At 58.2% G+C, this 26,934-nt stretch carries 24 protein-coding genes; 13 read left to right on the forward strand and 11 right to left on the reverse strand.

Annotation, left to right across the window (positions count from 1 at the left end; genetic code table 11):
- Nucleotides 1–25: 25 nt before the first annotated feature.
- Both IQ25_RS06800 and IQ25_RS06805 read right to left on the reverse strand, forming a co-directional pair.
- Complete coding sequence (locus tag IQ25_RS06800; protein ID WP_144904035.1) at nt 26–211, reverse strand: hypothetical protein; 186 nt, start codon at nt 209–211, stop codon at nt 26–28.
- A gap of 269 nt (nt 212–480) precedes the next feature.
- Nucleotides 481–1,749 (reverse strand): MFS transporter, encoded by a 1,269-nt coding sequence (locus IQ25_RS06805; protein ID WP_144904037.1) that lies wholly within the window; start codon nt 1,747–1,749, stop codon nt 481–483.
- Nucleotides 1,750–2,371: 622 nt separating this feature from the next.
- Between IQ25_RS06805 and IQ25_RS06810 the strand changes: the two genes are divergently transcribed.
- The 6 genes from IQ25_RS06810 (at nt 2,372) to IQ25_RS06835 (ending at nt 7,799) form a co-directional block, all read left to right on the forward strand.
- Nucleotides 2,372–3,016: a glutathione S-transferase family protein gene (locus tag IQ25_RS06810; RefSeq protein ID WP_144904039.1), complete on the forward strand. Its 645-nt coding sequence runs from the start codon at nt 2,372–2,374 to the stop codon at nt 3,014–3,016.
- Nucleotides 3,017–3,024: 8 nt separating this feature from the next.
- On the forward strand, nt 3,025–3,267 hold the full coding sequence (locus tag IQ25_RS06815) for a hypothetical protein (RefSeq protein WP_144904041.1): 243 nt from the start codon (nt 3,025–3,027) through the stop codon (nt 3,265–3,267).
- A gap of 30 nt (nt 3,268–3,297) precedes the next feature.
- Entirely contained in the window at nt 3,298–4,551 is a 1,254-nt protein-coding gene (locus IQ25_RS06820; RefSeq protein WP_144904043.1) for a cytochrome P450, read from the forward strand.
- The gene (locus tag IQ25_RS06825) at nt 4,544–5,395 is read left to right on the forward strand and encodes an SDR family NAD(P)-dependent oxidoreductase (RefSeq protein ID WP_144904045.1); all 852 of its coding nucleotides are present in this window, start codon (nt 4,544–4,546) and stop codon (nt 5,393–5,395) included. Before IQ25_RS06820 ends, IQ25_RS06825 begins: the two co-directional genes overlap by 8 nt.
- Before the next feature lie 179 nt (nt 5,396–5,574).
- The gene (locus IQ25_RS06830; protein WP_158637693.1) at nt 5,575–6,615 is read left to right on the forward strand and encodes an acyl-CoA dehydrogenase; all 1,041 of its coding nucleotides are present in this window, start codon (nt 5,575–5,577) and stop codon (nt 6,613–6,615) included.
- Nucleotides 6,615–7,799, forward strand: a complete 1,185-nt coding sequence (locus IQ25_RS06835; RefSeq protein ID WP_246415685.1) for an acyl-CoA dehydrogenase family protein — start codon at nt 6,615–6,617, stop codon at nt 7,797–7,799. The genes IQ25_RS06830 and IQ25_RS06835 overlap by 1 nt, the downstream gene beginning before the upstream one ends.
- Before the next feature lie 14 nt (nt 7,800–7,813).
- On the opposite strand, the gene IQ25_RS06840 is transcribed toward IQ25_RS06835, so the two are convergent.
- Nucleotides 7,814–8,461 (reverse strand): TetR/AcrR family transcriptional regulator, encoded by a 648-nt coding sequence (locus IQ25_RS06840; protein ID WP_158637694.1) that lies wholly within the window; start codon nt 8,459–8,461, stop codon nt 7,814–7,816.
- Between the two features lie 308 nt (nt 8,462–8,769).
- Here IQ25_RS06840 and IQ25_RS06845 point away from each other — a divergent pair, with 308 nt between their 5' ends.
- Together IQ25_RS06845 and IQ25_RS06850 are read left to right on the forward strand one after the other, a co-directional pair.
- Nucleotides 8,770–9,591, forward strand: coding sequence for a sugar phosphate isomerase/epimerase family protein (locus IQ25_RS06845; RefSeq protein WP_158637695.1), 822 nt, complete (start codon nt 8,770–8,772; stop codon nt 9,589–9,591).
- A gap of 120 nt (nt 9,592–9,711) precedes the next feature.
- Nucleotides 9,712–10,563: an enoyl-CoA hydratase/isomerase family protein gene (locus IQ25_RS06850; RefSeq protein ID WP_144904055.1), complete on the forward strand. Its 852-nt coding sequence runs from the start codon at nt 9,712–9,714 to the stop codon at nt 10,561–10,563.
- Between the two features lie 21 nt (nt 10,564–10,584).
- Here IQ25_RS06850 and IQ25_RS06855 read toward each other — a convergent pair whose 3' ends face one another.
- From IQ25_RS06855 to IQ25_RS06880, 6 genes are all read right to left on the reverse strand, one after another.
- Complete coding sequence (locus IQ25_RS06855; protein WP_220094527.1) at nt 10,585–11,343, reverse strand: SDR family NAD(P)-dependent oxidoreductase; 759 nt, start codon at nt 11,341–11,343, stop codon at nt 10,585–10,587.
- A gap of 46 nt (nt 11,344–11,389) precedes the next feature.
- Nucleotides 11,390–12,115 carry an SDR family NAD(P)-dependent oxidoreductase gene (locus tag IQ25_RS06860; RefSeq protein ID WP_158637696.1) on the reverse strand — a complete coding sequence of 242 codons (726 nt, stop codon included), beginning with the start codon at nt 12,113–12,115 and terminating at the stop codon, nt 11,390–11,392.
- An 82-nt stretch (nt 12,116–12,197) separates the two neighbouring features.
- Entirely contained in the window at nt 12,198–13,367 is a 1,170-nt protein-coding gene (locus tag IQ25_RS06865; protein ID WP_258536970.1) for an oxidoreductase, read from the reverse strand.
- Nucleotides 13,368–13,404: 37 nt separating this feature from the next.
- Nucleotides 13,405–13,740: a 2Fe-2S iron-sulfur cluster-binding protein gene (locus IQ25_RS06870; RefSeq protein WP_144904061.1), complete on the reverse strand. Its 336-nt coding sequence runs from the start codon at nt 13,738–13,740 to the stop codon at nt 13,405–13,407.
- A gap of 56 nt (nt 13,741–13,796) precedes the next feature.
- Complete coding sequence (locus tag IQ25_RS06875; protein WP_158637697.1) at nt 13,797–15,062, reverse strand: cytochrome P450; 1,266 nt, start codon at nt 15,060–15,062, stop codon at nt 13,797–13,799.
- Nucleotides 15,063–15,395: 333 nt separating this feature from the next.
- Complete coding sequence (locus IQ25_RS06880) at nt 15,396–17,084, reverse strand: lanthionine synthetase LanC family protein (RefSeq protein ID WP_144904065.1); 1,689 nt, start codon at nt 17,082–17,084, stop codon at nt 15,396–15,398.
- Between the two features lie 144 nt (nt 17,085–17,228).
- Between IQ25_RS06880 and IQ25_RS06885 the strand changes: the two genes are divergently transcribed.
- Nucleotides 17,229–18,386, forward strand: coding sequence for an oxidoreductase (locus IQ25_RS06885; protein ID WP_144904067.1), 1,158 nt, complete (start codon nt 17,229–17,231; stop codon nt 18,384–18,386).
- A 200-nt stretch (nt 18,387–18,586) separates the two neighbouring features.
- Here IQ25_RS06885 and IQ25_RS06890 read toward each other — a convergent pair whose 3' ends face one another.
- The gene (locus tag IQ25_RS06890; protein ID WP_158637698.1) at nt 18,587–20,584 is read right to left on the reverse strand and encodes a molybdopterin-containing oxidoreductase family protein; all 1,998 of its coding nucleotides are present in this window, start codon (nt 20,582–20,584) and stop codon (nt 18,587–18,589) included.
- 76 nt (nt 20,585–20,660) lie between these two features.
- Here IQ25_RS06890 and IQ25_RS06895 point away from each other — a divergent pair, with 76 nt between their 5' ends.
- Genes IQ25_RS06895 through IQ25_RS06910 form a run of 4 tightly spaced genes read left to right on the forward strand, consistent with a single transcriptional unit; the run spans nt 20,661 to nt 26,342 of the window.
- Nucleotides 20,661–22,442 carry a GMC family oxidoreductase gene (locus IQ25_RS06895; RefSeq protein ID WP_144904071.1) on the forward strand — a complete coding sequence of 594 codons (1,782 nt, stop codon included), beginning with the start codon at nt 20,661–20,663 and terminating at the stop codon, nt 22,440–22,442.
- Between the two features lie 43 nt (nt 22,443–22,485).
- On the forward strand, nt 22,486–23,502 hold the full coding sequence (locus IQ25_RS06900; protein ID WP_144904073.1) for an SDR family NAD(P)-dependent oxidoreductase: 1,017 nt from the start codon (nt 22,486–22,488) through the stop codon (nt 23,500–23,502).
- Entirely contained in the window at nt 23,499–24,704 is a 1,206-nt protein-coding gene (locus IQ25_RS06905; RefSeq protein WP_144904075.1) for a cytochrome P450, read from the forward strand. The genes IQ25_RS06900 and IQ25_RS06905 overlap by 4 nt, the downstream gene beginning before the upstream one ends.
- Nucleotides 24,705–24,752: 48 nt before the next feature.
- On the forward strand, nt 24,753–26,342 hold the full coding sequence (locus IQ25_RS06910) for a GMC family oxidoreductase (protein WP_144904077.1): 1,590 nt from the start codon (nt 24,753–24,755) through the stop codon (nt 26,340–26,342).
- A gap of 24 nt (nt 26,343–26,366) precedes the next feature.
- On the opposite strand, the gene IQ25_RS06915 is transcribed toward IQ25_RS06910, so the two are convergent.
- On the reverse strand, nt 26,367–26,903 hold the full coding sequence (locus IQ25_RS06915; protein WP_144904079.1) for a nuclear transport factor 2 family protein: 537 nt from the start codon (nt 26,901–26,903) through the stop codon (nt 26,367–26,369).
- Nucleotides 26,904–26,934: the final 31 nt, after the last annotated feature.

The following is a 26,934-nucleotide window of genomic DNA, read 5'->3' on the forward strand; positions in this document are numbered from 1 at the left end:
CTCTCCCCAGCCCAGACTCCCATCATCAAACCGCGGGGTCAAGACGGGTCTGCCCACGGCGGTGTTCCAGAGTGAATCGTTCGGCCTTGTCCAGTAGCTTCCAGCCAAACCCGCACTGGCGATCGAGGATCTTGGCCCGCCGGCCTTGCTTGGCCGCTTCTCGAACCATTTGGCGAAAGTCCGCCAGATTTTCGTAGAACCAGAGAACCATTCTGCACGCCCTTTTCACGGCTGCCGGGCATCAGCACAAAGAGCACTATGCCTGTCATGTCCATGCGACTGATCCTGCATTGCCACGACTTCACTCTGGGGCAATGGCTTTCAGGCAAGTATCAGCGACGCAGGGAACGCAAGGCTCAACGTATCAAGGAGGCGATGGATTGCGTGGCAATGAGGCGAGGGAAGCCCTTCAGATCGGTTTCCACGAAAATGGCTACCCGCACGCAGGGAACGCACAGCTTCTTCGCCTCACTCCCACTGCTAACCGGCTGCCTGAGGCGTTGATCCCCTGTCGTGGCGCCGGATGGCCAGAATGCATAACGCACAGCCGATCTGCGCGATCGCTATTGCCAGAAAAAAGCTGCTCGCTCCCCATGCCAGAGTAGCCGCGCCGAGAGCCGAGCTGAGGATGGCTCCTATCCGCCCGACACCTGCCGCGCTGCCAATGCCGGTGGTCCTGATGTGCGGCGGGAAGACGTGAACCGCCAGGGCGTAAAGCAGCGGTTGAACGCCGCCGAGGCAGAAGCCTTGAACGGCAAGTGCTATCATAAGCAACGCTGAACGGTCAGGCGTCGGCGGGACGAGCATCAACGCAATGGCACCGGCTGCGGCGAACCCAGACAGCAACAAAAGAGGTGTCCGGGTGCCCACGCGCGAAGCGATGGCGCCGACTACAATACCTGATACCACGCATCCAATGTTGTATGCCAGAAGTCCCTGGCTTGTGGCGGACAGCTGGAATCCTGCATCAGCAAGCAAAACAGGCAGCCAATTGAAGTAAAGATATCCCGACATGAGGGATGCGCCAAATGCCGCCCAGAGCACGAAGGTATCGCTTAGCAAGTCGTCGGATTTGAGTGCGTGAAAAAACCTCTCGTGTTGCCAGGACTGGTGCCTATCGGTCCGTTTCGCATCACCTGCATCGGCCATTCGTGCAGCGCGCGTCTCAAGGTACGAAGGTGACTCCGGAAGGGCAAACACATGAGCGACTGCAACGATCAACGGCAGGCTCCCGGCAATTGCGAACAAGCCCTTCCAGCCAATCAAAGGCAATAGCGGCGCGGCCAACAGGCCTCCAACGATTCCGCCGACCGGGATGCAGATGATGCTGATCGACACTGCTAGGCTCTTGCGGTGGGCTGGGGTTATCTCTGCAACCAAAGCTGCTGCGATCGGAAGGGCTCCGCCTAATCCAAGGCCGGCTATGAAGCGATAGGCGCCAAGTTCGATCAGGCTGTGGGCACCAGCCATGGCGCAGGTTGCAATGCCGAACAAGACCGTGCTGCCGATCATGCCGAACCTGCGGCCAAGCCGGTCCCCGACATAGCCCCCCGCCGCTGCTCCGAGTGACATGCCAAACAGGCCGATGCCCAGGATCGGGGCAAGCTGTGCCTTGGTGATGCCCCAGTCGGCCAGCAGGGCTGGGGCAGCAAAGCCGATGACTTGGGTGTCGAAACCGTCAAGGACGATGGCCAGAGCACAAAGCACCAATATGGATTTCTGGCGCATGGTCCATTCAGGTGCGGTCACAGTTTTACCTCAGCCAATTGGGCGCCAGTTTGATGATGGCCCGACCTTGCACACGAACCAGGATCGGTTGGCGCGCCGCCGGTATTCCTTACTGACACGCGCAGTATTTGCCAGACCTCGGTTAAGCCCGACGTCCCAATGCAATAGGCGATCGGAATGGCGACAATCACCGGTTTTGGCGCAATCTGCCTGGTGCACGCGTTCATCACCAACGTGATTGTGAGTGTAACCCATTGTCAGCGGGCCAATCCCGTCGCAGCCAAGGTAGATGAGCACCATCGACTTTGACCGGCTGATTTTACGACCAATGGCTCTGGTCATCGGGTGCGCGATGCGCAGAGCAAGTACGAAGAAGTGTAGCTATCATGAGGCCTATTGAAAGCATGACAGCGATAGCTTTCGACCCTGCAAATGGAGATCGGTCAGGTGACTTCCGTCATGCATGCCCATTGAGGGGCAGATCGTGCTGGCGAACGTCCAAAGCAGACCACGCTGCGGGCCTTAAAAGGCTGGTCCAGCTGATGGGCGTTGCAATGGCGGTGCTCTCAGAAGGCGAGCAACCAGCCCTGCCGTTGCGAACTCGGCTGAATAGTCTCTGACCGGCATAATCTGGAGCACCACGATGAAGCTCTACGCAGTACCTCACTCTCCTTTCGCAGCGCGGGTGCGCCTGGCTTTGCGAGTCAAGGGACTGGCATATGAAATGGAGCCGCCACCGGGCGGAAGCACGCGCTCGCCCGAGTACCTCGCACTCAATCCTATCGGCAAGCTGCCGGTCCTGGTGACGGACGATGGCCTGAAGATCGCGGAATCGGAGACGATCATCGACTATCTCGACGAGATCTTCCCGGTGCCCTCGCTGATCCCGGCAGGGGTTGCTGAGCGGGCGCAGATGCGCAACGCGATACGCACAATTGAACTCTATGTCGTGCCGGCTGCCTTGCGGCTGTTTGGCCAGTTGGATCCGGCCAAACGAAACGACAGTATCGTCATTGCCGAGCTGGCAAATATGAGCAGCGGGCTTTCGCTGGTCGAAAATTTCGTCGATGACGCTGTCTACGTAACAGGAAATGCGATCTCAAAGGCAGACTGCATCGTCCTGCCAACTTTGATCCTGTGCGATCTTGCTGGCCATCTGTTTGGCGCAAACGGCATCGTTTCGGAATTCGAAGTCCTGTCCCGTTATGCAGCGAAGGCCCGCTCGGATGGGCGTATGCTGACGATCTGGGACGAGACTTCTGCGGCATTGGCCAAGCTTACGGGATGACACATCGTATGCTCGTTCGCGCGTGGCGCATCAAAGCCTGTGATCTGGGTGCGATCATAGCATTTCGGGCTATTTCTGACGTTGCGGTGGCGCAATCAATCAATTGGCTCATGCGGTATTTTCAGTTTCAGGATCGAACTTCAATAGCGACAGAAATCCCTGAACTGCATGAAAAATATCAATCCGAAGCCGAACTCGCGGGCTTTACCAAGGCCAGAACGTTGAACGCCGAGCGCCAGTTCAACCTGTAGCACTTACTTTATATCAAGGAGAGTTTCACCATGGCAACGACTTCCCGGATTCAGGATTTTGATGATCCGACGTACAATCCGTTCCTCTCGCACGAGGACAATTTCGGCGCTGATGCGGATCCCTATCCCCGTATCCACGAACTGCGTGCCCAGGCAGCAGTGGTGCCTGGGTCCTTCCGCCAATTGATGGGCTATCCGTGCTACTATCCCGATGTGCCCAAATTTTCGGTTGTGGGAAGCAAAGAAGTCGAAGAAGCCCTGATCGATCCCGCTCGGTTCTCGAACTCTGGCTATGAAGTTACCCTTGGCCATACCTTTGGCATGGGTAGCATCAGCGTGATGGACAATCCGGTTCACGGCAGGTGGCGGCGGATTTTCCAGAAGATTTTCCTCCCGCAACACGTCAAAACTTGGGGCGAAACCATCGTCGACCCGGTCGTGCACGGCCTGATGTCGTCATTTTTGCCTCGGGGTGAAGCCGATCTGGTGGCCGAGTTCACGCACAGCTATCCGTTTGAGGTCATCTATAAGCAACTCAATCTGCCACGCTCCGATGTCGGAACCTTTCAGCGCTTGGCGATCGGCCAAACCGATTTCGAACATATGCCGCAGGCGATCGAGGCTGGGATCAAGCTTGGCGAGTATTTTCGAGCGCTTGTCGAGGAACGTCGCGCCAATCCCGGCGATGATCTCATCAGTATGCTGGCAACGACTGAAGATGATGGAGTTCACCTGCCAGAGTTGGTGCTGATTTCATTCCTGCGCCAGTTGATGAATGCGGCAGGTGACACGACCTATCGCGGCACAAGCATCCTGCTCTCGGCACTCCTGCGCAATCCCGATCAGCTTGAAGCGGTTGGCAAGGACCGTAGTCTTATCCCAGCAGCAATCGAGGAAGCGTTGCGCTGGGATGGCCCGGTGCTGTCCCAGACGCGTGTCGCTGTCCGGGACACCGAGCTCGGCGGGGTGAAGATACCAGCGGGCTCCTATCTTGACGTGCTTGCCGGGGCGGCCAATCGTGATCCTGCGATCTATCCCGACCCTGACCGCTTCGATATCTTTCGCGAAAGGCACGCGCACTACTCGTTTGCCCGTGGTCCGCACATCTGTGTCGGTCAGCACCTTGCCCGTGTGGAAATGACCCGTGCACTTCATGCGGTGATGGATAACCTGCGCAACCTGCGGCTCGATCCTGACAAGCCCGCGCCTGCAATACGTGGCTACATGATGCGCGTGCCCGAGCATATCTACGTCAAGTTCGATCGGGTGACTGTTGATGGGTGAAGTGCCGGTCGCACTCGTCACAGGCTGCTCGACGGGCATCGGGTTGCACACAGCTCTCCGTTTGGCGCAGGCCGGATATCGAGTTATTGCGACCATGCGCGATACTACGCGGAAGGTGGACCTGCTCGAGGCGGCCAGGTCTGCCGGGCTGGAGATCGAAATTCGCGCCCTCGATGTTGCCGATGCGTCCTCGATAGACGTCTGCATTGCAGAGGTGATCGCGGCGCACGGCGGCGTCGACCTTCTGATAAACAACGCAGGCGCTGGGTTGGTTGCATCGATCGAGCAGACCAGTGACGACGCGCTTCGTCGCATCATGGAAGTTAATTTCTTTGGTGTGTGGAACACGGTCAAGGCTGTCATCCCGCACATGCGCGCAGCAGGATCCGGCCGGGTGATCACTGTGACCAGTATAGGCGGCCTGGTTGGGCAACCATTCAACGACGCCTATTGCGCCTCAAAGTTTGCCGTTGAAGGTTTCATGGAGTCATTTGCTCCGCTGGCGCTCACGATGGGCATAAGGTTGAGTGTCGTGGCACCGGGCCCGGTCAATTCGGCCTTCGTCGCAAATGTGCGGTCGACATCGCGGGATGCCGCAGCAGCTATGGCACCACCTTACGATCGTATGCTGGATCGCTACAACGAACTATCGAATCAAACGTTTGCCGGCATGGGGCAGACCCCTGACGAGATTGCACAGATCATCGTCGATCTGAGCTGTGCCGACGACCCGGCCTTCCGTGTTTTAACGGCACCAATGGTAGGCGCGACCGTATCTGCCAAAGCAAGCGATCCTACGGGAAGCGGCTTGATACGAAGCTTTGCGCAGGTCCTCGGTGCCTAGCCCATGTACTTTGGGGAAATGATCCAGCGCTCAGCCACTTATCGAAATCGTGATACCGTGTGAAATCGACGCGTTTGATCCGGCATACAGGTTGCGCCGCGAAATGGTGAAAGTCATGGCGTTACATCCAGTTTACCCCCGCAAGCCGAGTTCGAGAGGCTAACCCGATGCAAGACCTTATGGCCGAAGTGCGCGAAAGCATCAGAACGGTGCTTGATGAGCGATGCACGAGCTTGGCAGTCCACGCTTTTATCGATGGAAAGGCGTCAGTCGATCAAGACTTGCGCGAGCTTGCAAAGGACCTTGGCTGGCTCGCAATTTCCTTGCCCGAAGCACACGGCGGCATTGGATTGGGCGCGAATGGACTTGCCGTACTTAATTATGAGCTAGGCCGGGCAGCAGCACCAGGGTCAATTATAGCTACCAGTGTCGCCTTGGAAACGCTGGCGCGAAGCGAGGTGAGCGCCGACCCCGCAATCGCCGAACTCATAGTGAGCATCGTTGAAGGCACGACTTCTCTTGCAATTGCGACGAGTTTCAACACGCCTCACGCGGATGGTGCCATCAGGTTGATCGGCGACGCGTCTGCAAACGTGGCCTTGATTCCCGGCGAGGGTGACGATCTTTTGCTGGCTGACCTGAGCAATGCCGTGGCGGATCAGGTGGTGATTTGGGACGAGACCAGATCGATCCTGTCTTTACCTTCGTCATCAATGAAGGCGCTTGCTGTTCTGCGCGGTAGCCGTCCGGTGCTCTTTGCTCTTTATGCGATTGCCATCGCGGCAGACAGTGCAGGTGCGGCACGTGGTACGCTGGATCGGACAATTGCTTACATGAAGCAGCGCGAACAGTTCGGTCGATTGATCGGATCGTTTCAGGCGCTCAAGCATCGGTTGGCCGATCATCAGGTCAACGCCAAAGGCTGCGACGAGCTGGTCTGGCAAGCAGCCGAGCAATTCGATAATGGGGCAAAAGGCGCATTGATGTGGTCACTGATGGCCAAAGCCAATGTCACGGATGCAGCGCTGAGGATCGCAGGCGACTGTGTCCAGTTGCACGGCGGCGTGGGCTTTACCCGCGAATATGACCCGCATCTGTTTCTCAAACGCGCATGGCTAAACGAAGCACTGTTGGCGCCAAACGGCGCGCTGCGTGACAAGGCAGCCAGCGCTTTCGGCGAGGCGCTGAAGAACGGTCACGAAGTTCTGGAGATCGCGTGATGATTATCGATTTGCGGGAAGACGTGGGCGCTTTCAGGTCCGCCATTCGCGACTGGATCGCGCAGACCCTACCTTCCGATTGGGCCGAGGTTGCCGATCGAGGGACGGAAGACGAGGCGGTGGAATACCAGCGCTGGTGGTTTGCGGAACTCGCAAAGCAGGGACTTTCTGTCCCGCACTGGCCAAGTGAATTTGGTGGGGTTGGTCTCGGCATCGCAGGCCAGATGATCGTGGCCGACGAGATGGCGCGGGCCGGAACACCGCCGCTTAACGTCTTTGTCGTGACCCTCAACCATCTTCCCGGCACGTTGATTCCTTGCGGCAATGCTGATCAGCGTGCCCGCTACTTGCCGGCGGCCTCCAAGGGCGTCGTGTGGTGCCAGGGATTTTCCGAACCGGGGGCAGGCTCCGATCTTGCGTCCTTGCGCTGCCGTGCCGTGCGAGATGGCGACCATTACGTGATCAACGGCCAGAAGATATGGTCGTCAATGTCGCGTTTTGCCAAGCATTGCATCCTGCTGGTTCGTACAGATCCCAATGTTGCAAAACACGCCGGCATTTCGTTCCTGATCATGGATATGGATACCCCGGGGCTTGAGGTGCGCCGGATTGAACAGATTGATGGACAAGCCGATTTCTCAGAACTCTTCCTGACCGACGTGCGTGTTCCGGTGGCCAATCTGGTCGGAGCTGAGAATGATGGATGGAGAGTCGCTCAGGCCACGTTGGCCTCTGAGCGCGGCGTCTTGGCATTCGAGGCGGGTGAACGGCGCCGTCACATGCTCGAAGACTATTATCGCAATGCTGTTGCCGTAAAGGCTGCGTGGCTTGAGGATGACGAGTTCCGGCGGCAATTCATGACCCATCTTGCCGACCTGCAGGCGAGTCGACGCATGATACGCCAACTGCTGCACGATCACGAAAATGGCGAGGCGCATGCAACCACCGCAATGGCTTCGGCGCGGATCAAGCTGTTCCAGACTACGTTGATTCAGAAAATCGCCGAACTTGTCGCACGTCTTGAAGGGTTAGACGGCCATTTGCGGCAACCCTTCAACTCGCAGCGTCGGTTCGTCGGTATGTTCGACTACCTGAACTCGTTCGGCTGGACGATTTCAGGCGGAACCAACGAGATCATGCGCAATGTCATTGCTGAACGGGATCTGGGGCTGCCGCGAGGTTGAACTGGTATTTCTGGTCAGGACTGCACCGCCGTGTCCTTGGCAGGGTCCTTGACCATTCCCCGGACAACCGCGCTGATCCACCGATCTGTCAGATCTTCGGTAGAAAGGTCGACACCGCTGAGATACGTTTCGCTGAGGCCTCGCAATGTCCCGATCATGATGAAACGGCAATGGCGTGGTGTAAGGTCCGAGTGGAGTTCACCTCGCTGCTCAGCGAGCAGGAACATCTCATCCATGTTGGAGCGAAACTGTGCGGTCAGGTCGCGTATACGGTTCAGCGCAGGGTCGCTTAGCTTGTCACGCTCACGGATCGAGACGGCCACGTAATCTGCGTGCTCGATCATGTCATCGCGCTGGCACTCGAAAAAGTGGCGGATCTGTTCCGCCAACGTTTTCTGCTGGCGGGCCGAGTCAAGATACGAGAGCGAACGCTGCATGCCCAAAATGCAGATTTCCGCCAACGCGTCTTCCTTTGACGCGATGTGGAAGTAGAGGCTCGCGACCTTGATCCCAAGGGCCTCAGCAATTGCCCTTGTGCTTGCGCCATTGAAGCCATCGCGGGCAAAGATTGCAGCAGCAGCATCGATTGCCTGTTGCCGCCTCGCCGTATGCTTGCCTGTCGCTTCGCGCTGCGAAACATATTCCTTGGCATCAGTCGCCATGCCTGTCGATATCCCTCTATTGAGCCTTTGCTTCAGGCTATTGCAGCACGCCATATGCCTTCTTCAACCCTCATCACGGCCTGCCGGTATTTATTCGATACGCCAGTGAAGGAGCTGCAACGGCAGCGGTCAGTCGCCTTTTAGCCGAGTTTCTTAGTGCCTAAGTGCTCTGAATAAAAGAATATGGATGTGATCGATCATGCCTTTCGATCAGGATGGCATGACACAGCTGCAATGAGAACCCACTATACAGTAGGCTGCTTTGACGGCGGCAGCTAACTCCCATGATAAAAAGGGGACGTAAGGGAATGGTGCGAAAGCTTGGACTTGAATTTCTGGGAGTGTTCGGGCTTTCCCCTGTGGACCTTGTTCATTTGGCTGCCGACCTCGACTGCCAGTTTATCGGCACAGTGCCTGCACCGATCGAGTTTAATCCTGAAGGCTTTGCACCGTGGAGCTTGATTGAGGATGCGGCATTGCGCCGTGATCTGAAGTCGGCCTTGGCAGAACGCGGTGTTGAACTTCTGCTCGGGGATGGCAACGCGTTTCTGCCTGGTCTCGAGGCCCGTGAGGCGCTGGCACGGCAGCTGGACATGTATCAGGACCTTGGCGTGGAGAGGGTCAATTCGATCAGCTTCGAGCCCGATCTCGAACGCACCTTGGATCAGTTTGCCACGTTCGTCGAAATGGCTGTGCAGCGCGGAATGAAGCCATCGATCGAGTTCTGTCCTATCTCGGTGGTGAGCAATCTCGCAACCGGTGTGAAGGCGGTGAAACATGCGGGCGAGCACGCCCGCCTGCTACTTGACACCATGCATTTCTTCCGGAGCGGATCGAGTGTGCCCGAACTGGCAGAGGTTGCCGATCTGATCGGGCATATCCAGCTCTGCGATGCCCCGCGAGAACCGAAACTCCCCGATTATCTCGAAGAGGCGATGTATGAGCGCATGATCCCCGGAGACGGTGATGCACCATTGAAGGAAATTCTTGCGGCTCTGCCAAACGTTCCATCCATCGGTCTGGAAATCCCGCTGCGGTCACTTGCGGAGCAGGGAATTGGTCCGCATGAACGGATGCAACGGTGCGTCGATGGATCGCGCAAGATTCTGGCCCTCGCCGACCGTGCGTAGCTTTGGCCGACGCTGAACTGACTGGGTGGCCACTTGGCAAAGCCAGTCTGATTCAATCGATGGATAGCCGGCATGATCTGACCGATCCATTTCGCCAGCTTCCGTAGCGAACGCGATCTGGTGCGCAAGCCGCAGACAAACGCAAGCATTCAAGATGGAGAGGATGGGATGACCGAGAGTGCAAGTGTAGAGGGTCTCTCGATCGAGATCGATAATGGGGTGGCCATTCTCACTCTGGACATGCCTTCGAACCGCAACGCCTTCGGTAGTGACGTTGCGCTCGAGTACGCCACGTTTTTCCAAGAGGCCAATACGCGCCAGGACGTTCGCTCGATCCTGATCCGCAGCGCGGGGGACCGCGATTTCTGCTTAGGTGGGGCCGTTTCCAGAACGCCTGTTCCGCCGCCACGCAATACGATCGACTATCGCTTTGTCTCAACGCCCCATATCGAGATGTTCAAGGCGATGTGGGAGTTGGAACGTCCGGTTGTCAGTGCCGTGCAAGGGACGGTCGCGGGGGTTGGCTGGCTCCTTGCGCTGCTAGCCGACATGGTCGTTGCTGCCAAGGGAAGCCGCTGGTCGCATGTGTTTGTGCGTCGCGGCATGATCCCTCATGCAGGGGATTCCTTCTACCTGCCTAGAATCATTCCGTTTCATCGGCTGAACGAGATTGCACTCCTCGGCGATACGGTCACGGCCGACACGCTGGACAAGTGGGGCCTGATCAACCGTCTGGTTGATCAGGAGGAGGTTGGAGATACGGCAATGGCGCTCGCGCGGCAGTTCGCAGAGCAGCCGACACGTGCCGTAGGGCTGGCAAAGCGGCATTATCGCCGCTCACTGGAAGTCGACTGGAACACCATGCTGCGCGAGGAAATGGCAGGCCAGGCGCTTTACACGACTTCGGCCGACCGTAACGAAATCCTGGCGGCAGGCCGGGAAGGGCGCAAACCGGTGCTGACCGGCGACTGAAAGCACCGGAGGCGGCATGCGTCAGAGCATGACCATGCCGCCATCGACGTTGATTGTCTGTCCCGTAATGTAGCGGCTTTCGTCGGAGGCGAGGAACAGGGCGACAGGTGCGATGTCCGTGGCAGCATCGCCCCACCGCCGCAGAGACACTTCCTTCAGGTTCTTGGCTGCTTCATCGGGGAATTCGGCGAAGAACTTTTCAGCAACGGGGGTGACAGCGGAAGGGTTGATGACATTGACCCGGATGTTGTCGACTCCCCATTCACGGGCTGCGCCGCGGCTGAGCCCGCGAATGGCCTCTTTGGTAGCGGCATAGATCGACCATCCGGGCGGTGCGATGATGCCCTGGCGCGAACCGAAATTGATGATGGAGCCGCCGCCGCGCTCGGCCATATGAGGCCTTGCTGCCTGCATGTGGTAAATGGATCCGTGTAGGCCGGATTCCATGACTTCGCCAATGAGTTCATCGGTGTAATCGCTAAGCATGATGCCAGCCCGCGCTGTCTGGGCGTTGTTGACCAGAATATCGATGCCACCGAAGCTTTCGACTGCAAACCGGATCACCCTGTCAGCATCGCTCCTCGAGCGGGCATCGGCGGCGATGACGGCCACTCTCGCACCATGTGCTTCCAGCTGCGGTACGACGTTCTGCAGCTTATTCAGCGTACGGCCACTTAGGACAAGTGAAGCCCCTTGGCGAGCGAACGCATCGGCTATTGCCAGGCCGATGCCCTGACCCCCGCCGGTAATGATCGCGATCTTGCCGTCAAGCCGTCCCATGCGCATACCTCCCATGCTTGAACAGAGCCCGTCCGGCGGACAATTCTCAGCGTTTCGCAATCATGCCGCCGTCCACTGGCAAGACGTGGCCCGAGATCATCGCCGCCTGATCAGAGCAGAGGAACACCACAGCCGCAGCAACCTCCTCCGGTTTGACAAGGCGTGGAAAAAGATGGTCGGCTGCCATCGCGATTTGTTGCTCTGGCGAGAACATTCCGTTCACGATCTTTGTCGCAACCAAGCCGGGCGCGATGCAGTTAACGCGAATGTTGTATTGACCATAAGTCCGTGCTGCATGAGCGGTCATCTGCATGACTGCCGCCTTGGATCCGGCATAGACGATATCGGCGGTCTGCACCGTGCTGATCCCTGCCATCGAGGCGGTGTTGACTACGACTCCTCCACCGTGCGCGCGCATGACCGGTAGCTGGTAGCGCATCCCAAGGAACACCGACTTGAAGGAGGCATCGCTGATCCATTCATAGTCTTGTTCGGTCAGATCTTCGAGCGGCTTGCCATTTCCGGCGCCGACGTTGTTGTGCGCGAAATCTAGTGAACCGAACCGTTCGAGAGTTTTAAGAACTAGGCGGTCGACCATTTCGCTTTGCGTGGCGTCGCATTGTATCGCTTCCGCTACGCCCCCTGCGGCATGAACGAGCGCGGCGGTTTCCTCTGCATCGGCCAGAGACAGGTCTGCAGTCATGACGCGAGCACCTCGCTCTGCAAAAGCGATGGCAGTTGCCCGGCCAATTCCTGCGCCGGCACCGATCACCAGAGCGGTCCTTCCCGCAAAGTCACGGGCCCTCATATGTTCTTCCACCCCGGTCATTATCGCGGAAAATGGTCGAGGACTGTCACGTCAGAATACCGACCGACGCTGGATCGAAAGCAGGAAGGGGATCGCCATTCCGGGCCTTGTTCACCCATTGCGGATCGTGGAGGATTGCCCGCCCGACCGACGCGATATCGAATTCTCCCGCCTCGAACCGGCGCAGTACAAGGCCAAGGTTGTTCGAAGCTTGCGAGACGGCGTTGTCCGTATCATACTTGCCGTTACGAAGGCCAATCCCACCCACGACCCCGGAAAGCTTGCCGGTCAGCTTCTTTGCCCAGCCTGCAAGGGAAAGGTCGCCGTGTTCAGGAAAGGCCGGGGTATTGAAAAAGCGCACGCTTGAATCAAAGAGGTCCACACCTGCATCCGCAATCGGGCCGAGAATGGCTTCGAGCTCCTGCGGTGTTTCACCCAGCTTCGCCCTGAAATCCTGCTGCTTCCACTGAGAGAAGCGGAAGAACAGGGGGCGATCCTCGCCGATGGCCGCGCGGCAGGTTTTCACCAGTTCCACAGCAAAGCGCGTACGTTCGACAGAATTGCCGCCCCATGGTGCACTGCGCCGGTTCGTTTCGCCCCACAGGAACGCATCGACAAGGTAACCGTGCGCACCGTGGATCGCCAAGCCATCAAAGCCGGCAGCAACCGCGTCGCGCGCGGCCCGGCCAAACCCAGCGACAACATCCGCAATTTCTTCGTCACTCGGCACGGGCATCGGTTCGGCAGCGATGATGCGCGCCATCTCGATATAGGAAATGTCGGCCTTGGCCGGATCGCCATAGTGACCTGAAGGGGAGAACGCGGGCGTCTTGCCATCCGGCATCCGCATTGGGCCTTGATGCCACAACTGCGGGATGATGTGTCCGCCCTTGGCATGAACTGCATCGACGACCTTCCTCCAGGCTGTAATGGCCTGTGGATCCCGGAACACGGGAAGGTTCGTTTCGCCGAGACCGGTATCACCTACAGAGGCTGGATGATCGGTGCCAATCGCCTCGGTGGTGATCAACCCGGTTCCACCCTCGACGCGACGCTCGTAATACCCGACAACATCGTCGCCCGGCAATCCGTCCGGGCAAAAGCTGCGCGTCATCGGCGCCATGACGAAGCGGTTCGGGATCGTCATGCCCCGAATTGTCAACGGCTCGAACAGGGGCGCAAGGTCTGCGGGGCTAGGGGGCTGCTCAGTGCTCAACGGTTGACCCTTGGCTATGCATGTTCCTGACCGCAGCCTAGAACTGTGTTTCGGGAATGGTCACTTCCGCGCCGGAAAGCGCCGCGCTCAGCTTGATCTGGCAACTCAGCCGACTTGTCGGGCGTCGTTCGCTGGAAACGATGTCCAACATGTCGACCTCGTTTTCCGAAGGCGCTTCGGCCTGCGCAAATGTCGTCTCGTCGAGATAGACATGGCAAGTGCCGCACGACATGGAGCCACCACACTCAGCGGTTATGCCTTCTATGCCATTGGCATAGGCAACTTCCATCACGGTTTCGCCAGCAGCGCCGACGACCTGCTGTCGCGTGCCATCTGCCGACAGGAAGGTGAACTTGATCTTCTCCGATTCCATGTAACCTCCAAGCTCAGATCGAGCTTCCAGACTTCTTGCCAGACGGGATCGCTTGCCTATGCGTAAAGCCTTACCGGCAATCGTGAGGGCCCTCTGAATGTAAGAACGCCGACGATTTCGACCGGGTCATCATTGACCAGAGACATGTCGGGGAACGCCTTCGTCAGTTCCTCAAGCATCATCCGCACCTGCATCCTGGCGATCGGCGCACCCATGCAGAAATGGATGCCATTGCCAAAAGCAAGGTGCGAACGGGCGTTCTTGCGCCGGATATCAAAGACATCACCATTCTCGTGCACGCTTTCGTCCCGGCTTGCAGAAGCGAGAGATAGCAAAAGTTTCGTCCCGGCAGGCAGACTGACCCCGCCCAATTCGAAGTCTTCCTTGGCAACACGGCGCCAAGAGACGACCGAGGAACAGAAGCGAAAGCCTTCCTCGACCGCGTTGGGTATCAGTGAAGGATCGGCAACGAGGGCGGCCCAATCATCCGGGCGGCGGAGCAATTCGAGGATGATGTTTGCCGACGCGTTTGATGTCGTTTCGTGGGCAGCAAGCAGCAGTGCGAAAACGAGACTCTTGAGTTCATTCTCGGTGAGCTTCTCATCGTCGCCACCGCGCGAGGCGAGTAGCCAGCTCGGGTAGTCGTCGCCAGGGTTCTGCTTGCGCTGCTCGACCAGATCGCAGGAGAAGCGCCAGAAGTCGAGCAGGTCATCGCCAGCGGACATCTGTTCCTCCCGCGTCGGAAAGCCGTGCATCAGCTTGACGCGCAGCTCGGTCCAGGCCTTGATCCGGCGTGGATCGATATCCTTCACGCCGAGCAGCAGAAACGCAGTCATGGCTGGAAGTTCGTAGGTCAGCGCATCAACAAGATCGACGGTATCCTTGCCTTTCATCGCCTCGACGTAGCTCTGGACTAGCTGCCGCACTTCGGCCTCGAAGGATTGCAGCTTCTTCGGGTTGAGAAAGCCCTGCACGTGACTGCGCACCCGGCTGTGGCGTGGAGGATCGCATGCGACCTGAACGCTCTCATTGGTGAAACCGTTGTCGGCAAGAAACTGCAGCAGTTCAGGCGGCCATGGTACCACAGCCTGCGTGGCGACAGAGGCAGAGAACCTTTCATGGTCGCGCAGGACGGAGATGACGTCTTCTCGCCGACTGACGACCCAGTAGTCGATCTGCGGTGCATAGAAGATCGGCACATCCTTGCGGTACTCCGCAAGCTGCTCGAACATGCCATCGTGCTCGAACGGCTGGAAGCGCTCGCCTGCCGCGTGCATGGGGCAGCCAACGGGTATCGCTGCCGGATCGAGTTGGGTGGCCATGAATGTCTCCCGAAATACTGGTTCGCTCATTCGAGCCTGGTGAGGCCCACATGCCGGTTGGCTGTTCCGCTTATCGCCCACGTACACAATGCAGGACAGATCTGCGAATATCGGAAGTGATTGTGGCGATGCATTGTGAGGATCGAAATCGACCTAGCGCTTCTTAATATATCGCCATAATTCAATATTTTAACAGAAAATCAGCAAAGCTTTTGTGATCTATCAGCACCATGATATCGGGCTGCGAGAGGCATTCGTCTCACTGAAATAAAGCCAGACGAGGCTGCAGACCTACAGAGCAAAGGTTGTTCGCCAAAGGGGGCCAATGGACTTTCAGACCTTCTTCGTCGGGAATGGGTTGTCCCAGGGAAGATTGACTTCGTATTGTCCGGCATTTGCCAAATGCAGGTGCAGCAACGCGCTTGCGATGCCGGACGCGCCGATCATGTAACCTGCTTCGGCATTAACATTGGCAGGCTCGACTCTTGCCCAAGCCATGTACCATTTGGCACCCTTGCCATCCAGATTACTCGAACGGCTGGATATCGTTGCCGCGGCCCGTTGTGCGACCTTAAGATACTCCGGATTGCCGTATCTCGCCCATAGACCCAGAAACAGCGTAACATGGCTGGCTACGCCGCAGCATTGTGTGACAGTGTTCCACATGCCGCGGCTTTCGAGTTCTGGTGCCCCAGCTGACAGGATGCCTTCGGCGAGACGGCTGGTCCAGTCGAGGTAAAGGCGCTCTCCGGTCAGATTGTGAAGCTTGTAGAACAAGCGCGCGGTACCGGCCGCGCCGTGGCAGAAGCCGAGGTAGAACACATCAGGATGATCGGGCAAGGCATAGGGGATCAAAGCCGCCTTCCCATTTCCGACTGCGAGATTCATGAGATGTTGCGCGCCGCGTTTAGCCGCATCCAGGTAGCGCGGGTCACCGGACTCTTCATGGATCGATGCAAGGGTATAGGCGATGCCAGCCGTACCCAATTCAAATCCGGGGTAGTAAAGATTCGGAAAGACCGGGTTCTGCGGCCCCTTCCATGCGAGCGTTCCGTCAGTTTCCTGCGATGCGAGGCTGATCAACCTGTCTCCAGCCATCTCCGCTGTGCGCAGGTAATCCTTACGATTCAGAATCCTCGCAGCGTGCAACAGGAACAGGATCGTGCTGCTGTCTGCAATATAGCCTGCGAACGGGGTCCAAGTGCCTTTGGTATTGTTGTGATCGGCGGCCGCAACGATACGGTCTGCGATCGACTGCAGGGCTGCTGTGAAGCGTTGCTCCGACAGCATGTCTCCAACCTTGTAAAGCGCCATGCCGATACCGGAAACGCCAAAAATCATGCTCCAGCGCATGTCGATTGTCGGAATGGGTGTATCGGCGATAGCCCTCCACCGTTTAAGCAGGCGTTCGGCCCCCGCGATTGCCGCTTCACGATAACGCACCTCGCCGGTTTTCTGCGCCAGTTCTGCGAAGGTCACTATCATTCCGGCGATGCCGCAATAGAATGACTCCGGAGAGCTCGATGTCATGAAAAGTCGCTTTGGATTGCTCGGGTCCGCAGGAAAGAACACGCCAAACTCATCCGCACTTCTCGATGACAAGATCCAGTCTGCGGCAGATTTCGCCATCTCAAGGTAGTTGTTGCTGGGCCCAAACGATTGGCCGGTGAGCGGCGATGCCGACGCGGCCCCCGCAGCAATGGCCTGATGCGGTATGGCAGTCAGCAACGACCCGGCTCCGGCTGTCGCGACACCCGCGTGCAACAGATCCCTTCTTGAAACCGACGTATTGCTGGCCTCGTGTACGCAGACCATGTTCGCCCTCTCCATTGTTCTCGTCACAGGATTGCTGAAAAGCGGCGCTATGACTGCCATCTTGCAATGGATGCAGAGGCGCTGATCCCGATCAGGTCCGTTGGGAGAGCGTATGGCGGTGCTTCTGGCACGACAAGGACCGTCGAGTGCCACAGTACCGGTTTCATCTACCTGATAAGCTTGGGCTGGATCGCCGATGGACGCCATGTCTGAGATTTGTTTTCGCAAGACCGCAACAGCCAAATCTCAATCATGATTGTGTAAGGTTGATGCTGCTTTTTCCATGGCTTGTGCCACGTCAGGATTTACGCTTCGGAGAAGTCCTGGACATGGGGCTGGGCGGGAGAGCAGATGAGCGGATTGTTCAGCGTGCTGTCGGTTGGCGCAGTTCAGCTGCGAAACAGGTTTGTTCTTCCAGCCATGCAGCGCGGGCTCGCGGTCAATTACACGCTGACGCCACAATTGATCGAGTACTACCGACGCTGTGCGCATGGTGGTGCAGGTCTGATCATCACGGAATCAGTTGCAGTCAATCATCCCACTGCCACCGGCCATGATGGCTTTGTCATGATGATCGATGCGTCGCGAGCCGATTCCTGGACCCGCTGCTTCGATGCCGTACATGGTGAGGGTAGCCGGATTCTGGTTCAGCTGAACCATACAGGGGCCTGCCGCGTGGAGAACTCCGGAGGGCCGAGGCCGGATATGGCGTCCTTGAGCCCGAGTGGCCTAATCCGGGCAGGCAATCCCAATGGTCGGGCTGCGACGTTGGCAGAACTCGCCGAGATTCGCGATGGCTTCGTCGATAGCGCGATGCAAGCGAAGGCATTCGGCGCCGACGGTGTCGAAGTCCACTGCGCCCACGGCTATCTTCTGGATCAGTTTCTATGGTCGGAGACCAATCTTCGTGCCGACGACTATGGCGGCGCGACCCTGGCGGAACGGGCTCGTTTCCCCGCTGAGATCGTAGCCGCTATCCGGAAGGCTGCAGGCGCTGATTTTCTGATCAGCGTTCGCTTTTCCCAATGGAAGGAAGCCGACTATTCGGCTCGCATCGTTCATTCTGCGCAGGAATTGCAACCTTTTCTGAAGCGCATGCAAGATGCCGGAGCGGACCTGTTCCACGCATCGACGCGGCGGTTCTATGAACCCGCGGCGGTTGACGCCCCGACGACCTTTGCCGGTTGGGTGAAATCGCAAACCGATCTCCCCGTGATTACGGTAGGTTCAGTCGGTCTCAATGTTGATGTCATGGACACTATCTACACCGAGCAGGTAATCGAAAGCCGCACGCAGCAAAGTATCGAAAAGCTCGAAACCTTGTTCCGCGAGGGACAGTTTGATCTTGTAGCGGTAGGCCGCAGCATGATGGGCGATCCGGATTGGGTCAACAAGATCAGGGAAGGGCGCTATGCCGACGTGATCCCCTTCCGACGTGAGATCGTGAAGCAGGCGCTGAGCGAATGGGACGACTCCGCAATCGTTGGCTCAGCAACTTCGCATGATTGATCGTTTCGGATCGGGGCATTCCAAGCGCTAGGGTCAGGACCTAGTAAGGTCATTGTTGCGCGATGCCCTGAATGCTCGACGCGCCCTTCGCAAACGCCTTCATCATGTGATCACTGACTGGCGACGTGCGGCCTTGCGGCTTGGTTTGGCTCTCGCCAATGGTCGCTGGAATTGACGCTATCGATGACCGCGAGATGCACTCAGGCCGGAACTACAGTGACGGGCAGAGCAGAATAAGTGGGCATGCCTGTCAGCTTGTTGACGTGTTCCAGGCTGGTCAGTGCGTTGGCGTTGATATCGGCAAAACCGTGCGGCACGTTCATGACTCCGCGCGATAGGGTCTTGTCGATGCGCACAATTCCCTCAACCGAACCGTGCGCGCTGCGCACGATGGCTTTGGCCCCTTCGGAAAGCCCAGCCTCCATCGCATCTTCATCGTTCATGATGATGCCGCCCGCTTCCTTCGTGCCATTGCTGCGCGAATTGAAATGGAGATGGAGGCGACGCGAAATCATCAGCAAGGGCGCGTCGTGAACGCTGATAGTAGCGAGCTGTTCGACAAGTGGCGCGGGAGCCAGCCGCCAACCGCCGACCTCACCAATACGTTTGAGGAACCAGCCGAACACGGCGGGTGTCGCCTGCACATATCCCTTTTCTTTCATTTCTGGCAGTGAGGTGGGGCTGTCAGACGTAAGATAAGCCATGAACTCTTCGTCGCTGGTGCTGTCGGGATCCACACCGAGCGCAAGATCATAGCCTAGCCGCTTGCCGATCTGTGCCAGCACCCACCAACCTGATCTCACGCCCGGCGGCGGCGGAATGACGACATCGGTATAGCTGGTGGCGACAGCGGGAGAAATCATGTCGAGGCACATTGAGGCATCGAGACGTTCGAGTTGCGCCTTGAGCGGCAGGACATGGGTTGAGATTTGCGTTGTTTCTGTTTCGACCACATCGAGCGTGGCCAAGACCTCAAGGCTTTCTAACGCTGCCTTTGAGCGGGCAACGTCGGGCATACATTGAACCAGCCCGCCGCTCAGGTTGATCAGGGCCCTCAGGTTCCCGGCTGCAATCTCGTCGGGCATCGCCGCAACCGGATACTCTCCGATCCAGCTGGAGAGTTCAGGCCGACTTGCGGGGCCCGGACGTACATAGCCTTCCGGCGGAGCGCTCGGGATGTCGCGCTTGTCGGCTTGAGTGTGAAAGCCCGGATTGAACCATACCCCGCCTTCCTGATCAAGCGAACCAGTTATGGCCATCAGAGCCAGCGACAGCCAGTGCACCACGCCACCGGTAGATGACATCGACACGCCGGTTCCGCACTCAATCGCAACACGGCCATGCCTTCGCACTGCAGCAAGTAGGTCTTTAAGGCTGTCTTCGCCAAGTCCGGTTGCCTGTGACGCTCTGGCAAGGTCGAACTGGGAGACTGCCTCAGCCAGTTGCTCGACGTCCTGGCAGTGTGACGAGATGTATGCACGGTCTGCGCCATCCTGAAGGATCTCGCGCACCAGATAGGCAAGGATGGCATGATCCGATCCCGGCCGAACCACTAGATGGTGGGTTGCGTTGCGGGCCGTTTCGGTCTTGCGCGGGTCGACAACCCAAACCTCACTGCGCTTTGCTACATCGCGTAGCAGTTTGGTCGGATTGGAATGGGCAGTAGCCTGCCCGTGCGACACAAGCGGATTGGCCCCGAAGTACAGCAACATTCGGCACCGTTCGAAATCGGGCTGGGTCAGCGCCATGGGTGAGCCGGCCACCAGTTCGCATGCGATGCTCTTGGGGATCGAGTCGATGGTCTGGTCTGAATAAGCCTGCGGTGTGCCCATCTTTGCGGCGGCGCCCCGTGCAGTCAGATAGAGAAGCCCATCGAAGAAGGCACCGGCGCCAATGAAGAAGCCGATGGCCTGAACGCCAGATTGCTCAACGATCGTGCGCAGATTGTCAGCCAGATCGTCCAGCGCTTCATCCCAATCAGTCGTGGTAAATTCGCCATTGCGGCGGATTTTCGGGGCAAGTAGCCGTCGTGGACTGCGATGGAATGCGGGAAGGTTGCGGCCTTTGGAGCAGGAGTACCCACCGCTCAAAGGGTGATTTCGATCGGCCCTGAGCTTGACCACCTCTCCATCGTCGACGTCCGCGATCAGTCCACAGGCTGAATTGCAGATACGGCAAAAGGTCTTCACTTCCTGCATTACCGCGTACGCTCCCAAATCGCGGAGCATACTAAGGCGCATACATTTGCCGGTCAGGTGGGAACGCCTTTATGCTGTGACAATCACAAGCAGGATACTTGAGAGTAACCTCTCCATTCGGAAACCCCGCAGCCGGGCTGGTCCATATCATATAGGAGATCAAGTCCGTGTGTACGCGGCGGGCGGGGCGTTTGGGCTTGCCAAGCCAGGAATGCCTTCACAGGATTGCTCGATGAATGACTTCGATTACATCATCGTGGGTGGGGGCTCTGCGGGCTCTGTCCTTGCCGAGAGGCTTTCGTCCGATCCCGCCTGCAAGGTCCTGCTTGTCGAAGAAGGCGGAGACGGAGATTCGTTCGTTATCAAGATGCCCAAAGGGTTCGGCAAGACATTGACTGACCCGGCCACCGCGCATTTCTACCCTACAGTGCGGTCGCGCGACGACGGCGCAGGGCAGGAAGTGTGGGTTCGCGGCAAGATGCTCGGCGGGTCTAGTGGCGTCAACGGCATGGTCTGGAACCGAGGCGTTGCAGCGGACTATGATCGGCTTGCAGACCTTGCGGGTGAGCAGTGGTCTTGGGCGCACATGCAGCGCATTTTTCTGTCGCTGGAGGATCACGCCAGCGGTCCCAGCGCGGATCGTGGTGTCGGTGGACCGATCCGGGTCAAGACTCACCCGGCTCCTTCGCCTCTTTTGAATGCCTGGCTGGCAGCAGGAAGCGAGATGGGCCTTCCTATCAAGTCGGACCATTCCGATCCCCGGCAAGAGGGTATCGGCCCGCTGCAGTGGAATATCGATGCCAAAGGGCGCCGCGTCTCCGCTGCCAGAGGTTTTCTCGCAAAGGCGAGAAACCGGCCTAACCTAAAGATTGAAACCGGTGTCCGGACGGACAGGGTCCTTCTCGAAGGTCGTCGGGCTGTCGGCATCGCTGGGATTCGCAGCGATGGCGCGAAGGTCGAATTTCGGTGTGGCGGAGAGGTTATTCTCTCGGCGGGGGCAATCGGCTCTCCGCGCATTCTCCAGCTGTCTGGCATTGGTGGTGTCAAGGATTTGCAGCGGGCGGGGATCGAGGTCGCGCTGGATTGCCCCGGCGTTGGCCACCATATGCGTGAGCACAATCTGGTGATGATGAACTTCCGGCTGCGTCATCGGCGTGACAGCGCGAACGATCAGTTCACCGGGGCAAGGCTGCTTGCGAATGTTGCCAAGCATGTCATGGGGTTAAACAACACAATGAGCTTCGGCTCATCGGAGGCGGCAGCATTTGTCAAGGTCCTGCCGGAAAGTGAGCGACCTGACAGTCAGCTCATGTTTGCGCCGTACAGTCTCGATATGGCGGCGGGAATGGCCATGGAGGCCGAGCCGGGAATGCAGGTCTTTTCTATGACCTTGCGGCCGCGAAGCGAAGGTCATGTGCTGGTGACAAGCAGTGATCCAGCAGCGATGCTGAACATCGATCCCAACTTCATGTCAGACGATTATGACCGGCGCGCGGCGATCGGCCAGTTCCGCTTCATCCGAGAAATGATGGCAAAGGCGCCCCTTAAGGAATTTGTGGTTGGAGAAACCGACTTCACGGCGCAGGCGCGAAGCGACGATGACATCATAGATCTATTCAATCGCTATGGCAGCGCCGGTTATCACGCCACAGCAACTGTGCGAATGGGCATGGACAATTCCGCTCCGCTTGACGGACGGCTCCGCCTGCGCGGCATCGACGGACTGCGCGTCGTTGATTGCTCGGTCTTCCCTGAAATGGTGGCAGGCAACACAAACGCCCCGACTATGGGGATGGCCATGCGCGCTGCAGAACTGATCCAGGAAGATCGCCGCGCTGCTTCGGTCCGTGCGGCCTGATCGCTGCGGCGGGACCAGAATATCAAAAGAATGGAAGATTTGAATGGTTGATGAAGCTCAGGGCGACGCTGGAGGCCAGCCGGAGCAGATTCGGTACGATGGCAGAGTGGCGATCGTAACCGGCGCGGGCAATGGCATGGGGCGCCATTATGCGCTGAGCCTGGCGGCAAGAGGCGCGAAGGTAGTCGTTAACGACCTTGGGCTCGACACAAGTGGTGCACCACTTGCTGCCAGTGATGATAGCCCGGCGCAAGCCGTGGTACGGGAAATCGTTGCCAGCGGCGGTGAAGCAGTAGCGTGCCATGAAAGCTGCGCGACCCGTGATGGCGGCGCAGCAATCGTGAAGGCGGCCCTGGATGCCTTTGGACGACTTGACATCCTCGTCCACAACGCCGGTTTCCTGCGCAACGCACCGTTCGAAGCGCTCGACGACACGCAGATCCGATCCATCCTGGACGTTCACCTGATGGCGGGGTTCTATGTCGGTCAACCGGCGTTTTCGGCGATGAAGAAAAACGGCTTTGGCCGCATCCTGTTGACCAGTTCGGCGTCTGCCATGTTCGGCTCACACTGGCAGGCCAATTATTCAGCCGCCAAGGCGGGGCTGGTCGGCCTCGTCAACGCGATTGCGGTCGAAGGAGCCGAGTTTGGAATCACCGCAAACGGTCTGTTGCCTGCGGGTTCCGGGCGACTGGGAACGGCAACCGATCTCGATTGGCCGGACAGTTTCTATGCGCGGCTGAACCCGGACATGGGCATGGTTGTCCCCGCAATGACAACCGATTTCGTCACCCCGATGGTGCTTTGGTTGGTCAGCGAGCGATGCCAGACCACGCATTCCGTCTACAGCGCCACGGCTGGACGCTACGCCAAGGTTTTGATTGCTGCGACCAATGGTTGGTTGAGCAACTATGATGCCGCGCCAAGCCCAGAGGATATCGAGCGGCACATCGCCGAGATCGATGACCCTTCAATCATCCACACGCCGCAACATGTCCTCGATGAATTTGCCCCAATCATCGAACTGCGCAAGCGCTTTCTGGAAGGAGCAAACACGTGACTGTCCTCGCTGTTGATCGCCCGGCCCACGTTCCTGTCGAACTGGTCGTCGATGCCGATATCTATGCACTGCCGGGTGGAGAGACCGATCCGCAGATGGCGTGGAAGTCGCTCGATATTCCCGGCAATCACGGACTTGTCTGGTCTCCCCACAACGGAGGACACTGGATCGCAACTTCGGCAGAACTGCTTTGGGAGCTATATGCCGACACGGATCGCCTGTCGGCGAAGAATATCTCCGTTCCGCCCAGTGAGGGGCCGCTCAAACTGATTCCGAACGAATCCGACGATCCAGAACACCACTACTATCGCAAGATCGTACTTCCATTCGTTGATCCGAAGTCAGTTCGTGCGCTTTCCGGCAACGTGCGCGAGCTGACAGTCAACCTCATTGAGTCATTCCGAGACCGTGGTCGTTGCGAATTCATGACCGAGTTTGCGCGTCACGTGCCGATGACCATTTTCCTGTCCTTGGTGAACCTGCCCCTGAGCGACCGGGAGATGCTGGTCGGTATTGCTGATCGGGTTGTGCGCCCATCCAGCATGGAAGAGTTGGCCCAGAGCCAGCAGCAAATGTCTGAATATCTCCAATTCTGGATCGATGAGCGTCGGGCAAACCCGGGCGGCGACCTGCTGAGCAAGATCGTTCACGGCAAGGTTGGCGAACGGCCTATGAACGAGATCGAGGTCATGGGCCAGAGCATGGATGTCATGTTCGGCGGGCTCGACACGGTTGCCAGCATGATGGGTTTCACCATGGGGTTCCTCGCCCGCAATCCCGAACATTATCGTGCACTAAGCGAGGATCCTGCGAAGATCCCGTTTGCAGTCGAAGAACTGATCCGCCGACACGGAGTGGCAACTGTCGCCCGTCGTGTGACCGCCGATATCGAGTACAAGGGTGTAACGGTGCAGGCCGGCGAGATGATTGTCTTGCCGACATGTCTGCATGGCCTGGACGACAAGCGTTGGGAAGACGCTCTTACGGTCAACTTCGATCGCAAACGTGAGATGCATTGTACCTTCGGCAACGGGATTCACCGCTGCCCCGGGGCGGGCCTGGCCCGCAGCGAGCTTGCGATCATGCTGGAGGAGTGGACCAAACGGATTCCGCAGATCATGCTTGATCCGGAAAGTCCCCCTCAGACGGCCACCGGTGCGGTCAACGGCGTCAATCGCCTCGATCTCGTTTGGCCGACCTGACGCTAGCGAAATCGGTATCAGCGCGCCTGTCGGACGGTAGAGGCAGCCATGGAAGAAATGCCGGATTATGTCATCGCAGGCGCCGGTAGCGCAGGGGCGGTTCTGGCCGCTAGGTTGACAGAGGACCCCGATGTCCGTGTGCTTCTGATTGAAGCAGGAAAGGACCGCAGTTCGAACCTGTTCGTTCGCATGCCGGCTGGTTCCTTCCTGATGATGGGAAACAAGTCCTTCGACTGGGCCTACAAAACAGAACCCGACCCAAGTCTTGGCGGGCGAAGCCTTGCGTGGGCTGGTGGCAAGATGCTTGGAGGGTCCAGTTCGATCAACGGGATGGTCTACGTTCGCGGTAATCGGCAGGACTACACCCGGTGGGTTGGTTGCGGTGCCGAGGGCTGGGATTGGGCAGATATGCTGCCCTATTTCAAGAAGGCCGAAAACTTCCAGGACGCACCATCGCAGTGGCACGGCAGCCTTGGGCCCTTGCGGGTCGGCTTGCAGAATGCCCGGCACCCGCTTGCCGATGCAGTCATCGCGGCATTTGTCGAGAACGGTGTGCCGCATAAGCCAGACTACTGTGATGGCGATCAGTTCGGAGTCTATGAAAACTTCACGACTGCGCCTGGTGGACTTCGGTCCAGCACCGCGAGCAGTTATCTGGCCGACGCGCGAAAGCGGCCCAACCTCAGGATAATGACCGAGACACTGGTTGACCATGTCCTGATCGAACAAGGCAAGGCAACCGGTCTTCGCGTGCACCGAAATGGCATCACCAGCGACATCTCTGCACGGAGGGTTCTGGTATGCGCGGGTGCAATCCAGTCTCCAGCGATCCTGATGCGCTCCGGGATCGGCCCGGCGGCAGACCTGGCCGCGATGGGGATCCCGGTGGTTTCAGACAGACCTGTGGGCCAGAACCTGCAAGACCATTGCGGCATAGGCTTCAGCAAGCTTGTCGATGTTGCCACATACAACAGCCCGTTCGGGCCATTCACTATCGCCAGGAATCTTGCTCGCTGGATGTTAACGCGCAAAGGGCCGATGGCGTCGGCCGCCGTTCAGGTAATGGCTGGTGTGCGTTCAAGCCCTGATCTGGACGAGCCGGACATCTGCGTGTCCTTCCTCCCGCTGGCCATAGACCTCACCAGCGGCAAGGGGCGGATGCATGAGAAGCCCGGGATATCGCTGGGCGGCCATTGCATGAGACCGGACAGCCGGGGCGAACTGCGCCTCAGAAGCCGCAATCCCAACGATGCGCCTGTGATCGACCACCGTCACTTGGGCGACGAGCGCGACGTCATTCGTCTCATTGCGTTCTGCAAATTTCTTGAGAACGTGTTTGAGAGTAAGCACCTCGCCTCGCACGTGGTCGCAAACAACTCGCCAGCCGAAATGCCCCGCACTGATGCGGAATGGGAGGCGGTGATCCGCGAAACCGCGGTCGTCGGTTATCATTCTGTCGGAACATGCCGCATGGGTGGCGAAGATGCGGTGCTTGATCCCGAATTGCGCGTGCGCGGGGTCGCCAATCTGCGGGTTATCGATGCCTCGGTGATGCCGCTGCTGATTTCCGGTAACACCAATGCAACGACCATTGCCATTGCAGAGCGCGCCGCAGATCTCCTGCGCAGCCAGCACTAGGAGCGGTGCGATGTCCTTAGCAGCTTACTTCGACAAGCGCGCTGGATCGATCTCGAGCGGGCGCATATAGGCGGGATCGGACGTGTCGCGCGATGTGGGATGGAAGGTTGCATCGCCAGCCTGGCCTTCAGGGTCAAAACTGGCGCCGAAGGAATTGATCACGCAGATCCGGCGCACTATGCCCCAGCGTCCGTCGCGTCGCTCGAACCGGTCGATGTAGCGTCCTGACGTTATCGCCTGATGCGGTGCTTCCCGGTTAACCGAGTGGAACGTGAAGTACGTTTCGGCATGTGCGGTATCGCCATCAAGTTCGCATAGATGATTGTGTATGCAATGAAGCGTGCGCAGCTGATGTTGCTGGTGATAGTTGAACGCCCAGTCGATAAAACCCTCGACATCGCCGACATACTCACCGTGATCGTCGATCGCATCCGCATGATAGGCGGAACGAACGGCCTCTCGATCGAACCTGTCAACCCCGCGACAATAACGATGAAGGCAATCCAGGATTTCCTGCCGATCCTTGAGCGAACGAAGGATCGGGTCTGCAGCGTCGGTCATTGGTCGCTCCACATCTGGCATTCCGAGTGCC

Source organism: Novosphingobium taihuense, from assembly GCF_007830315.1.
GTDB lineage: Bacteria > Pseudomonadota > Alphaproteobacteria > Sphingomonadales > Sphingomonadaceae > Novosphingobium > Novosphingobium taihuense.

Coding starts and splice junctions, on each gene's coding strand:
- IQ25_RS06800 (WP_144904035.1), bottom strand. CDS start 211: ATGGTTCTCTGGTTCTACGAAAATCTGGCGGACTTTCGCCAAATGGTT.
- IQ25_RS06840 (WP_158637694.1), bottom strand. CDS start 8,461: ATGGCGACTGATGCCAAGGAATATGTTTCGCAGCGCGAAGCGACAGGC.
- IQ25_RS06885 (WP_144904067.1), top strand. CDS start 17,229: ATGAGCGGATTGTTCAGCGTGCTGTCGGTTGGCGCAGTTCAGCTGCGA.
- IQ25_RS06830 (WP_158637693.1), top strand. CDS start 5,575: ATGGCCGAAGTGCGCGAAAGCATCAGAACGGTGCTTGATGAGCGATGC.
- IQ25_RS06880 (WP_144904065.1), bottom strand. CDS start 17,084: ATGGCGTCCATCGGCGATCCAGCCCAAGCTTATCAGGTAGATGAAACC.
- IQ25_RS06890 (WP_158637698.1), bottom strand. CDS start 20,584: ATGCAGGAAGTGAAGACCTTTTGCCGTATCTGCAATTCAGCCTGTGGA.
- IQ25_RS06810 (WP_144904039.1), top strand. CDS start 2,372: ATGAAGCTCTACGCAGTACCTCACTCTCCTTTCGCAGCGCGGGTGCGC.
- IQ25_RS06915 (WP_144904079.1), bottom strand. CDS start 26,903: ATGACCGACGCTGCAGACCCGATCCTTCGTTCGCTCAAGGATCGGCAG.
- IQ25_RS06855 (WP_220094527.1), bottom strand. CDS start 11,343: ATGGGACGGCTTGACGGCAAGATCGCGATCATTACCGGCGGGGGTCAG.
- IQ25_RS06910 (WP_144904077.1), top strand. CDS start 24,753: ATGGAAGAAATGCCGGATTATGTCATCGCAGGCGCCGGTAGCGCAGGG.
- IQ25_RS06900 (WP_144904073.1), top strand. CDS start 22,486: ATGGTTGATGAAGCTCAGGGCGACGCTGGAGGCCAGCCGGAGCAGATT.
- IQ25_RS06875 (WP_158637697.1), bottom strand. CDS start 15,062: ATGGCCACCCAACTCGATCCGGCAGCGATACCCGTTGGCTGCCCCATG.
- IQ25_RS06870 (WP_144904061.1), bottom strand. CDS start 13,740: ATGGAATCGGAGAAGATCAAGTTCACCTTCCTGTCGGCAGATGGCACG.
- IQ25_RS06815 (WP_144904041.1), top strand. CDS start 3,025: ATGCTCGTTCGCGCGTGGCGCATCAAAGCCTGTGATCTGGGTGCGATC.
- IQ25_RS06835 (WP_246415685.1), top strand. CDS start 6,615: ATGATTATCGATTTGCGGGAAGACGTGGGCGCTTTCAGGTCCGCCATT.
- IQ25_RS06820 (WP_144904043.1), top strand. CDS start 3,298: ATGGCAACGACTTCCCGGATTCAGGATTTTGATGATCCGACGTACAAT.
- IQ25_RS06845 (WP_158637695.1), top strand. CDS start 8,770: ATGGTGCGAAAGCTTGGACTTGAATTTCTGGGAGTGTTCGGGCTTTCC.
- IQ25_RS06825 (WP_144904045.1), top strand. CDS start 4,544: ATGGGTGAAGTGCCGGTCGCACTCGTCACAGGCTGCTCGACGGGCATC.